The following is an 11,138-nucleotide window of genomic DNA, read 5'->3' on the forward strand; positions in this document are numbered from 1 at the left end:
TACCCACAAAATTTTAAAAAATAACATCCTATAAAGACGTTGTTGCTTGGCTTACCTGTACTTCGTGGAATGGATACATTTATTTGGTAATCAATTCTGTTTTTCAAAAAATGGTATAGTTCTTTTTAACTTGGAAAGTGCGGAAAAGGAAGAAGTAGCAACAAGTTTTGAGGAGTTTCTTACAGTAATGTTTAACAACTCTGAGGATTTAGATTATTACACAGGGCAAAGTTTGATACAAGAATGGCAAAGCCTAGGCAATTTTTTACAAGATGGAGAGCGTTTATGTCCTAAACAACCATTTATTGTAGGTGGGGAATTTGAAGTTGAAAATTTACATGTTAAACGCTTTGACAAGAACTTCCTGTATAACTCCAAAATTGCGCATCAAATATCTAATTTACCGGATGGAACTGAAATACAGATAAGGGTAGAACCTTAGAGCTGTTTAATCCCAACCTGACGTAAGCCCCTAGACTTGTGTCCAGCAAGGTTTTCTAAAACCAAAGAAATCATGTACAAATAGTTTGGGCTTTCTTTGTGGGTACGCTTGCCCAGGCATACAATAATAACAGCGAAACGGCTACCAACAACCCTAACGTATTGCAAGTAGGTGTGAGCTTTACACCTGGCAATGCTGGTAGCCAAAGCAGCGGTTTGCCCAATGCTTATTTGCGTTATGTTTTTTATGATGAAACGGGTACAAGGGCGATCCAAAGTGGGAAAATTTTTGTTACTTCGGTGGCACATACGGCTTGGGAAAGGCTGCATTTTGATTATGAGATACCCGCCAATGGTATTTTGCAGATTTATACTGCCAACGAAACCGATCGTCAAAATGTGTGGTTTGATGATCTCAAGGTAGACTTTACCCCTCAACTCATTGTACAGGAGAATCACTATTATCCTTTTGGGTTAGAACTGGAAGGGCTCTCGAAGCACGGAAAACCTGAACACAGGTGGAAATTCCAAGGTCAGGAAGAGCAAAAAGAGTTTGGGCTCAACTGGTCTAGTTTCAAATGGCGAAATGCGGACGTTGCCTTGGGCAGGTTTTTTTCGGTTGATCCTTTATCTGAGAGCTTTTACTACAATAGTACTTATGCTTTTAGTGAGAATCAAATGGTAGCTCATTTTGAGTTAGAAGGATTAGAGAAGGTTCAATCTAAAGCAGGGAAAAAGGCTACCAAACCAAATAAAAACCAATCTAATGTTGGGGTTGCGGTTAGGATGGGAGTTTCTACCAGAGTTTTGCCGCTTCCTGTTGGTACTGTATCAGATACTTACAATTCTGGTCAAGTACCAAATAATAATATATTTCCTTGGGGTGCACGTTTGGATAAAGGTAAAAAAGCCGCTTCTCTTACAAATAACCCTTTATACTCTATAATTTCTGAGAAAAAAGTCAAAAGAACGGAGTATGTAACTAGGCCTACAAAAGCAGAGTTAACAGAGGCTGAGAGAGAAGAATTTGATGCTCTTGAGATGATTGGTGTTCAAAATATGACATCAGTCCAATTAAGCAGGTTTAGACAATTAGAAAATGAGGTAAGGCCTGCAGGTGGAGGAGCAGGAGCAGGAATTGAAACTGTTATTATCTATAAAGCACCTCAATCTGGTGAAGGAAAAGGCTTTTTAAAGGATGGATTTACCCAGGATTTTCGAAGAAGAGCGTACTTTGCAGGACCAGGTGATAGGTGGATAGCAGAAGAATATAATCGTTATTATGGGGAGGGAATATTGGAAATTAAAATTCCAAAAAGTGTTTATGATGAACACTTCAAAAAGTATGAACAAACTTATCTTGGCGAAAGACGTGGAATAGAAGTGGTAATACCTAAGGATGATTATTCTTTGTTAAACACTTTTTCTCGAGAACTAAAGGACTTTTAAAAATTATGACTAGAGATGAATGGAATAGAATTATTAATAAATTTCCTATTGGAATGTTTGTTAAAGGTTTGGTAAAGAGAATAGAGCCTTATGGATTATTTATTAGCATTGAAGGCTTGGAAATTGATGGATTTATTCCAGTGATAGAGGTTTTAGACCTTAAAGTAAATTTAAATACAGATGCATATCAATTAATGCCGAAAGAAAAAGATGTGATAATTGGAGAAGTTTTAGGGCATACTGATTCTGAACAAGATGTTAGAGAGCAGGTATGGCTATCTTTGAGAGGAACCTCCGATAACAAATATAGACTTAGGAAATTACAGCGTGGATTGTATGTCGATTTACCTGAGTGGTTGTTATTAAATATAGAGTGCTCCTAGTTAACCTCATGTTCTTTTAAGCCCTAGACCATCCGTCATTAATAATCGCAGAACAACCTTCTACGCTCGTTTTTCAGAATACTGAAAAGTGCTCTCAGGTGCTGGAATAGGGGGCGGTTGCTAAAAGTGTTCTCAAGGAGACTTGAAAGATTGGTTGAGTAAATAAAAGTTTTGATCCTTACAGGACAAGCTTTCTTGGCGCAGCAAAATATAAGCTGAGTTAAAAACCAAAGCCCAAATCATTTTTATCATGGTTTGGGCTTTTTTAATTAAAGCTTTTCTACAAACAGCCCATTTTTGTTAAATTTGAGCTTGAGTATTACGCCCAGTAATGGAGGCAAAAACCCAAATGCGAGCGTGCCAAGTGGCTACTTAAAGTCAGTGTTTTATACACAAGAAGGTACTCCGGTGGCAGCTTCCTTGCAGGTCAAACATTTGCAGGCGGGCGCTGGGCAATGGCAAGAGTTAGAGCTTAGTTATACCGCTACTGAGCGCGGTTACCTTCAGGTATTTGCCGCCAACGAAAGCGACCAAACTGTGTTCTTTGATGATATGGTGGTGGAACATACACCCCAATTGATTGTACAGGAGAATCATTATTATCCGTTTGGACTTGAGCTTGAAGGACTTTCTAAAAATGGAAAGCCTGAGCATAGGTGGAAATTCCAAGGTCAGGAGGAACAAAAAGAGTTTGGGCTCAACTGGTCTAGTTTCAAATGGCGAAATGCGGATGTTGCTCTAGGAAGATTCTTTAGTGTTGATCCTTTGGCGGAAGATTATTTGTATAATAGTACTTATGCTTTTAGTGAGAATAAAGTAACTGGTGACCTTGAGTTGGAAGGTTTAGAGTCTGTTCCTGGATACAATAATAGCATGAATTATATGTTGCTAAACCAACAGAAAGCAACAAGTAATCCAACTAAAAATACAGCTGCTAAAAGGCAAACTGTTCAACCTCATGGAGGATATCCAAGTAAACGAGCTCAGAAAATAACAGAAGCATTTCAAGCAAGAACGAAAGCAAATTTATCTAAACCTAATCCTCATAAAGGTGATTATGCCCATCCAGGGTTGTATTTATTTGAAATAGGACGTTATGGAAAGATTGGATTAGATTATTTGTTTACTGGAGCAGGTGCTATATTAGGAGAGGGACCTAATGCAGTTTTACCTGATCCAAGTGCAATTGGAGCAGTATCAACAAGGAGCCTAAAGATATTAGGGCAAGTAACAGAACACGTTGCTAGTGATGGGGCCATAACTGTGACTAGGATAGAAAGGCTTGCGAAGAACGGGAGGGTAATTGTAGGAACAAAGGGTGGAGCGAAAGGCATGTTTGGAGCAAAAGGTGCGGCAACTCCCAGTAAAACAGTTAAGCAATGGGGGAAAACTTCTAGGATAGATATTGAAAACCCTGCTCCTGGTATTCGTCCTGGACAATTACACTATCAAGATGCTAATAATGTAAAGTATATGTATAAGGATGGTAAATTCTATTCTAGGAACCCTAATGCAAAAGGTTCTGTTTGGGATGTACCTGCTCCACATGTTGATAAGTTGATAGACAAACAGGTAGGTTTTAAAGATGCAATAAAAAAAGGGTTAGGAATCTTAGGAGAGCTTTAATTATGTTACAAAGAACAAATCGCAATTTTGAAAAACTACGTACTAAACTTGAAAAGAAATCAATTACTCAATTTCATTTAGGTTTAAAAGAGTTTTTAGATGGAGCTATTATCAAAAAAAACGGGATATATCTTTTTGAAAATTTGGCTGTAGATTTTTTATATAGTTCCGACTTTCAAGATAAAGTAGGGAGTGAGTGGCAAGTAAATAAAATATTTATTAATCAATATATTGAACCTTTTGATGATGCAGAAGAAAGCTTGCTAGTAGGATACTCTTTTGCTAATAAGTTAGCCGAAAAGATTAAAGAAGAATTGGGTAAAGGCTTTAGAATAGTTTTAACCTTTGATTATAATACTACCAAAGTCGCGTTTTATAAACAAAGACCAGGCGAAATACTGATATTAGATGATTTAGAAAAGTATGAAACAGATGCGTTAATGTTATTTGATACTTAACCTTAACTTTGGCTTAAGTTTCCTAATTGTGCCCTGTTATAGCACAATTAGGAAAAAAGTATGGTGCTCATAAAAAAGATGACGCCATCGATCCGATGGTATGGAGTTCCAACAGCATAAAAATAATCAATGCTGGTTATGGTTTTGGTAGAGAGAGCAAGCAGCTATCAGACAATGGATATCATGAGGTTGTGCGAGTGACAGGGAAAGATGGAAAGGTTTATATATTTGATAATAATACTCCAACAGGAACAGAGTTAGGAACATATATGTATAACCTTGCTATCCAAGGTGCAAAAGGTTTTAGTGAGGGGCAAGCAGCTTTCAATTTATTTAAAGTAAAAAAGTAAATATGACTGATATAGATAATTTGACAAACTTCTTATTGGATGAACTTCAAAAAAGACCTGCAATGTATCTAGGTGAGCCAACGATATCAAAACTTGCTACTTTTATATCAGGTTATGAAATGGGAGTATTAATCTCTGGTTCAACAAAGGATGACTATTACTTTGGTGAGAATGGTTTTTTAAGTTGGCTTACGGATTATAAAAAAAAAGATGTAGGTTCATTTTGGATAGCCCCATTTTTGAAAGAAGCAAACTACTCGCAAGAAGATGCTTTATGGTTATATTTTCAATATTTAGAAAAGTTTAGAAAGGGTAAGCAAAAAACCTCCAACTGACCCACGTTTCACAGGCTTGTACTCCATTATAACAAGCTTAGAGCCCTGGTTTTATTGAAAGGATATAAAATAGGCAAAATGGCACTTTGGCAATATGCTTTTATAGTCATACCTGGTGGAATAGATTATTCTAATGAGCTTGAACTTCAATTTGATGAAGATGTATTTTGGGTAAATCACCTTGTGCATATCAGTTTATTTGATGAGCTTGAGGAAGCTCTTCCAAAAGCAAAATCTTGGAATAAAGATTTAATAATCTATGGAACAGAAACTTCAAACTGTTTTGAAGTTCTGGGTGAGAGCAATTATGTAGAGTCAATATCGTTTAGAATCGATTTTACAAGTAATTATGAGAAGGTTTTAAATGTAGTTTTAGAGTTTTTACAACTAAATAATTTCTTACTTATAGGTGAAGATAAAAACCTCTTGCCATTTAACTATTTACAAGTTAAAGCTACTATTGAAAGTTCACCTCAATTTGCTCGATATAAAAAATTAAGCCACCCTGGTTTTTAAACATTTAAGCTAGGGTATTTACAAAACTAAAGCCTGATTCATTCATTTGATTCAGGCTTTTTTTACGAGTTGTATAAGCTTGAATTTGTGTATAGGTAATTTGGATTAGCTGCCAAACCAAGGGGCGATACCCAGCTACTGGGCCCTTGGAAAACCTTGAAAGTAACTAAGGGGGATAAGGTAAGTACTGGAGTATACGCCCGCATCAGTGGTGCTCCCAGCCACCCCACGGCAAGTAGCTTAAGTTTGTTGGTGGGTACGCTTGCCCAGGCGTACAATAATAACAGCGAAACGGCTACCAACAACCCTAACGTATTGCAAGTAGGTGTGAGCTTTACACCTGGCAATGCTGGTAGCCAAAGCAGTGGTTTGCCCAATGCTTATTTGCGTTATGTTTTTTATGATGAAACGGGTACAAGGGCGATCCAAAGTGGGAAAGTTTTTGTTACTTCGGTGGCACATACGGCTTGGGAAAGGCTCCGTTTTGATTATGAGATGCCCGCCAATGGTATTTTGCAGATTTATACTGCCAACGAAACCGATCGTCAAAATGTGTGGTTTGATGATCTCAAGGTAGACTTTACCCCTCAACTCATTGTACAGGAGAATCACTATTATCCTTTTGGAATGGGCTTAAGTGGGATTGAGAAGGTGGGGAAACCTAATCATAAGTATTTGTATAATGGAAAAGAAAAACAGGAAGCGTTTGGCTTGAACTGGCTTTCGTATGGACAACGTGAGTACGACCCAGCAATTGGAAGGTTTAATAGAGTAGATCGTTTTGCTGAGAATTATTACGGTTTTAGTTCTTATCAATATGGTGCAAATGATCCGATTAAGCATATAGATGTTAATGGGGGTTCATTATGGATAAATTATGGTAGTAAAAAACTTCTTTACTTAGATGGTAAGCTGTTTACAAAAAAAGGAAAAGATGTGACTCATAGGGCATATAACAAAAAAGGAAAGTTTAAGAGAAATTCGTTAGGTAGGGTTCTAGGAGCTCTTTCTTATATAAGTGATGTAAAAGAAGGAAAAGATATGTTATTAAAACTACAATCGTCCAAATTTAGTTTTACCATCCAAGAATCTAAGGATAACAGGTTTATCCCAGTCAAAAGTAAATTAAATAATGCTTCTGCGATTATGAATCTTGATCCAGAAAATAAGCATCCTTTCCAAAAAGGAGATCTGTGGATTTCTGGATTACCTTTTGACGAGATTGGATCAGGTGGAACAGTTTACTGGAATCCATCTTATAAATTTAACTCTCAAAATTCTGCATTGAGTCTTTCACATGAGTTGTTTCATGCAGTAGATGCAAGTGAAGGTTTATTAGATAGACGCTTTGTCTTTGGTATGAAAGGAAAACGTATGGGAGAAGAAGTAATAGAAGTTAGGGCTGTATATAATACCAACTTGATAAGAAAGAAAAAGGGACTTCCTTTAAGGAAGTTTTATGGTGATCCAAAAGTACCATTAGTTAAAAATGGTAGTCCCATTAATTTAAATATTAGAATTACTAATAAAATGATTCAACGTTTTAATAAAATAAAGAAATAATCAATGTTACGTACTTTTGTTTTTTTATTATTAGGAGTTTGCTTTGTTTGTTTTAGAGTGTTAGGACAAGATGTAGCATTAAATCAAATGCTACAAAAGTATTACTTAAATATTGATGTTACAAGACCCGTCTCTGAAATTTCAGGTAAGATGAAACAAAATAAATATTTATCCATAGAGCAGGATACATCTAAAACTGACTTTGGGGATTTTGTATTGGTTAAATCAGGGTCTTTTAATAGACACCCTTTGATCAAAGTTCTTGGGTTTGATAGTGGTTTGGCATTACATACGTTAAATGGTACTAAGCTTGTGTCACTCGTTTTACATTTTAGATTTAATAATTTAAAAGTCTATAAAAAGTTATGTAGACGCATAAAAAAAGATTTAAAAAAGCATTTTCAAGACATTAAGGTTGAAAAGAAGCAGCTTAGTTTTTCGGTAATTAAAAACATATCTTTTTTTAAGCATAAACATGATGATCAACCCCTTTTGACATTATCAATGCGGCAGACTTTCATAGATTTAAGTAGACCGAAAGAATCTGTATATTCCTTGACATTAACGTATCAAGAGTAGGTATTATGAATTAGTGATAAAACCAAATGGGAAACTGGTTATACAGCTTTTTTGAGCCTTCTACAGTGAATTAAAAGGGTTCACCAATAAAAGCGGTCAAATTTTTTTACACAGCAAAATACAAGCTGAGTTAAAAACGAAAGTCCAAATCACTCAAAACTGATTTGGGCTTTTTTATTATTGAGATAGAGCTCTTCGCAAAACAGCCCATTTTTGTTAAATTTGAGCTTGAGTATTACGCCCAACAACGGAGGCAACAACCCAAATGCGAGCGTGCCAAGCGGCTACTTAAAGTCAGTGTTTTATACACAAGACGGTACTCCGGTGGCGGTTTCTTTGCAGATCAAACATTTGCAGGTAAACGCTGGACAATGGCAAGCGTTAGAGCTTAGTTATACCGCTACTGAGCGCGGTTACCTTCAGGTATTTGCCGCCAACGAAAGCGACCAAACCGTGTTCTTTGACGATATGGTGGTGGAGCATACACCCCAATTGATTGTACAGGAGAATCATTATTATCCTTTTGGAATGAATTTGAGTGGTGTTGAGAAGCAGGGGAGGCCTGAGCATAGGTATCAATATAACGGGAAAGAAAAGCAGGAAGCGTTTGGGTTGAATTGGTTGGATTATGGAGCTAGATTTTATGATGCTCAACTTGGAAGGTGGCATAGTATTGACCCGTTAGCTGAAAAATATCTTTTTGTTTCTCCTTATGTATATGTGGTCAATAACCCATTAAAATTTATTGACCCTAATGGAAAAGAAATAGAAAAAGGTAGTCAAAAAGAATGGGATAAGCAGAAAAAAAAGATTGCTGCTAGAAGAAGTGAATTGCAGAAAAAAATTGAGAAATTGAAAGCAAAAGCTGAAAAAAAAGGATGGAGCAAAAAGAAGTTGGCTAGAAAAATAGGCAACCGACAAGAGCGTATATCAAGACTTAGCTCAACCTTGACAATAATGGATGGATTAGAGTCCAGCAAACAAACTTATGCATTGGAGAAAACCACTGATGAATTAGGAGAAACTAAACTAGATCCGAATACTAAAAATATTGTTATTAAATTTGGTGTTACGTCTAATTTTGTGCACGAAGTTACACATGCTGGTCATTTTGAAAAAGGAGAAGTTGGGTTTTCTGCCAAAACAGGGAAACCTGTGTTGCATGATGTATTTGATGAAGCTGATGCATATCAAGCACAATTTGCATACAGCCCATCTAGCGTATCACAATTAAGTTCTACACATACAGCGAATTCTTTTAAAAAAATAACTGCAAGCTGGGTTCAGGGGATTATCACATCAAATAATAAGCAACCATATAAGCCAGGTGGCAGCGCCAATACTGCTGGGGTTCGTCTTAGCATAAATTCTACAAGAGATGACTTGATAAAAGCCTTACCAAGGTACAAGGATATGTTAATGAAATATCCTGCAAATACCAACATACTTAGATTTTTAAAAGGCACATATTATAAGAAATGATGAAAAATTTAATACTTCTATTGATTTGTATATTTATTTCCTCTTGTGTTGCAACAAGAACAACACTTGATGATTTGCCAGGGGAGTTTTTCGGGCAAACCAAAAAAAGCAAGAGATATTTAATGATTATGTATCACTTGACAATTAAGCAAGATGGATCTTTTATTTGGACTCAGAAGATGCCTGGTGCAACACCAACTTGCGAAGGAAAATGGGAAGTAGTCAATAAAAAGGTTTTATACCTTAAGTGCAATGAAGAGCGAGATTTAACTACAATATTAAGTTCAGGGTTTATGAATAGAAGAAGCCTGAATGTTGAGATATTGAGTAATAGTAAACTCAAAATTGATGACGTTGTTTTAAGAAAAAAAAGTAGCCCCCAACCATTTTAAGTTTTCTGAAAAAGACTTGAAAGGTTGGGTAAACATAGGCTGAGTTAAAAACTAAAGCCCAAATCATGTACAAATGGTTTGGGCTTTCTTTGTGGGTACGCTTGCCCAGGCATACAATAATAACAGCGAAACGGCTACCAACAACCCTAACGTATTGCAAGTAGGTGTGAGCTTTACACCTGGCAATGCTGGTAGCCAAAGCAGTGGTTTGCCCAATGCTTATTTGCGTTATGTTTTTTATGATGAAACGGGTACAAGGGCGATCCAAAGTGGGAAAATTTTTGTTACTTCGGTGGCACATACGGCTTGGGAAAGGCTGCATTTTGATTATGAGATACCCGCCAATGGTATTTTGCAGATTTATACTGCCAACGAAACCGATCGTCAAAATGTGTGGTTTGATGATCTCAAGGTAGACTTTACCCCTCAACTCATTGTACAGGAGAATCACTATTATCCTTTTGGAATGGGCTTAAGTGGGATTGAGAAGGTGGGGAAACCTAATCATAAGTATTTGTATAATGGAAAAGAAAAGCAGGAAGCGTTTGGCTTGAACTGGCTTTCGTATGGACAACGTGAGTACGACCCAGCAATTGGAAGGTTTAATAGAGTAGATCGTTTTGCTGAGAAGTATTACGGTTTTAGTTCTTATCAATATGGTGCAAATGATCCGATTAAGCATATAGATGTTAATGGGGATTCATTATGGATTAGTTTTAAGACCGGCTTTTTAGGATTAGGGAAACGAAAAAAGGTATTATACAAAGATGGAGTGTTACAAAATGCAGATGGTACTCGCTATGAAGGAAAAGGAATTAAAGTAAAGAATGGCGTTGTTAAAATTCAAAATGGATTTTTAAAGAAAGTTGTTAATGCTCTTGGGGAAATACGAGGTACACAAGATGGAGGAATAATGGTAAGCGAATTGCAAGGTTCAAATAATACCTTCACTATTTTTCATGCGTCGAATAATAAAGGTGTAAACGAATTCTCTTCAGATAATACCATAAGAGCTCATGCAAATCAAATTAGGACTGATCCGCAAGCAACTGTACAACTTGCTACTTTAACGCGATTGGGTACTAATTTATCTGGAGGTGCAGGAGGTAAAGTATATTGGGAACCATCTGGAAAAAAAATGTTTACAACATCAGGAGCACAAAAAAATACTTCAATGATTCTAGCTCATGAGATGTTTCATGGCTTAGACGCTAATAGAGGATTATTAGATACTAGACGCCACTTGGGAGTAGCAAGGAGAGAGTGGCAAGCAGTTTACCGAACAAATTTGGTCAGAAGTCAGCTAAATTTGCCATTACGTACGCATTATATAAAAAGAAAAGATGTTAATGGTAATATGACACCAGCAGGTCCAAGGATGTTAACACCAACTAATCAACCTTTACTTCCAACATGGTATATAAGATAAGAAATATGATTTTTAAACTAACAATTGTTATGTTATTCTCACTTATAGTACATTCTTCGTATCCATTCCACGAAGTACAGGTAAGCCAAGCAACAACGTCTTTATAGGGTGTTATTTTTTAAAATTTTGCGGGTA

The 11,138-nt window shown here is 36.5% G+C and carries 13 protein-coding genes; all 13 read left to right on the forward strand.

Annotated elements, in window-relative coordinates; all coding sequences use genetic code 11:
- Positions 1-64: 64 nt before the first annotated feature.
- The 13 genes from Q0954_RS30555 to Q0954_RS30615 all read left to right on the forward strand — a co-directional run bounded on the left by Q0954_RS30555 (position 65) and on the right by Q0954_RS30615 (position 11,003).
- Positions 65-442: a hypothetical protein gene (locus Q0954_RS30555; protein WP_299464598.1), complete on the forward strand. Its 378-nt coding sequence runs from the start codon at positions 65-67 to the stop codon at positions 440-442.
- 161 nt (positions 443-603) lie between these two features.
- Positions 604-1,890 carry a hypothetical protein gene (locus Q0954_RS30560; RefSeq protein WP_299464601.1) on the forward strand — a complete coding sequence of 429 codons (1,287 nt, stop codon included), beginning with the start codon at positions 604-606 and terminating at the stop codon, positions 1,888-1,890.
- Positions 1,891-1,895: 5 nt separating this feature from the next.
- Positions 1,896-2,273 carry a S1 RNA-binding domain-containing protein gene (locus Q0954_RS30565; RefSeq protein ID WP_299464604.1) on the forward strand — a complete coding sequence of 126 codons (378 nt, stop codon included), beginning with the start codon at positions 1,896-1,898 and terminating at the stop codon, positions 2,271-2,273.
- A 381-nt stretch (positions 2,274-2,654) separates the two neighbouring features.
- Positions 2,655-3,899 (forward strand): hypothetical protein, encoded by a 1,245-nt coding sequence (locus Q0954_RS30570; RefSeq protein ID WP_299464607.1) that lies wholly within the window; start codon positions 2,655-2,657, stop codon positions 3,897-3,899.
- Positions 3,900-3,901: 2 nt separating this feature from the next.
- On the forward strand, positions 3,902-4,357 hold the full coding sequence (locus Q0954_RS30575) for a hypothetical protein (RefSeq protein WP_299464610.1): 456 nt from the start codon (positions 3,902-3,904) through the stop codon (positions 4,355-4,357).
- 26 nt (positions 4,358-4,383) lie between these two features.
- A complete protein-coding gene (locus Q0954_RS30580) occupies positions 4,384-4,707 on the forward strand; it encodes a hypothetical protein (protein WP_299464613.1) in 324 nt (107 codons plus the stop codon).
- A 2-nt stretch (positions 4,708-4,709) separates the two neighbouring features.
- Positions 4,710-5,042, forward strand: coding sequence for a hypothetical protein (locus Q0954_RS30585; RefSeq protein ID WP_299464616.1), 333 nt, complete (start codon positions 4,710-4,712; stop codon positions 5,040-5,042).
- A gap of 54 nt (positions 5,043-5,096) precedes the next feature.
- Entirely contained in the window at positions 5,097-5,558 is a 462-nt protein-coding gene (locus tag Q0954_RS30590) for a hypothetical protein (RefSeq protein WP_299464619.1), read from the forward strand.
- A 156-nt stretch (positions 5,559-5,714) separates the two neighbouring features.
- Positions 5,715-7,121 carry an RHS repeat-associated core domain-containing protein gene (locus Q0954_RS30595; protein WP_299464622.1) on the forward strand — a complete coding sequence of 469 codons (1,407 nt, stop codon included), beginning with the start codon at positions 5,715-5,717 and terminating at the stop codon, positions 7,119-7,121.
- A 3-nt stretch (positions 7,122-7,124) separates the two neighbouring features.
- A complete protein-coding gene (locus Q0954_RS30600) occupies positions 7,125-7,700 on the forward strand; it encodes a hypothetical protein (protein ID WP_299464625.1) in 576 nt (191 codons plus the stop codon).
- 213 nt (positions 7,701-7,913) lie between these two features.
- Entirely contained in the window at positions 7,914-9,182 is a 1,269-nt protein-coding gene (locus Q0954_RS30605; RefSeq protein WP_299464627.1) for an RHS repeat-associated core domain-containing protein, read from the forward strand.
- Entirely contained in the window at positions 9,179-9,574 is a 396-nt protein-coding gene (locus Q0954_RS30610) for a hypothetical protein (RefSeq protein ID WP_299464630.1), read from the forward strand. The genes Q0954_RS30605 and Q0954_RS30610 overlap by 4 nt, the downstream gene beginning before the upstream one ends.
- 73 nt (positions 9,575-9,647) lie before the next feature.
- Positions 9,648-11,003, forward strand: coding sequence for an RHS repeat-associated core domain-containing protein (locus Q0954_RS30615; RefSeq protein WP_299464633.1), 1,356 nt, complete (start codon positions 9,648-9,650; stop codon positions 11,001-11,003).
- Positions 11,004-11,138: the final 135 nt, after the last annotated feature.

Source organism: uncultured Microscilla sp., assembly GCF_947493425.1.
Taxonomy (GTDB): Bacteria; Bacteroidota; Bacteroidia; order Cytophagales; family Microscillaceae; genus Microscilla.

Coding starts and splice junctions, on each gene's coding strand:
- Q0954_RS30615 (WP_299464633.1), top strand. CDS start 9,648: ATGGTTTGGGCTTTCTTTGTGGGTACGCTTGCCCAGGCATACAATAAT.
- Q0954_RS30600 (WP_299464625.1), top strand. CDS start 7,125: ATGTTACGTACTTTTGTTTTTTTATTATTAGGAGTTTGCTTTGTTTGT.
- Q0954_RS30565 (WP_299464604.1), top strand. CDS start 1,896: ATGACTAGAGATGAATGGAATAGAATTATTAATAAATTTCCTATTGGA.
- Q0954_RS30610 (WP_299464630.1), top strand. CDS start 9,179: ATGATGAAAAATTTAATACTTCTATTGATTTGTATATTTATTTCCTCT.
- Q0954_RS30575 (WP_299464610.1), top strand. CDS start 3,902: ATGTTACAAAGAACAAATCGCAATTTTGAAAAACTACGTACTAAACTT.
- Q0954_RS30585 (WP_299464616.1), top strand. CDS start 4,710: ATGACTGATATAGATAATTTGACAAACTTCTTATTGGATGAACTTCAA.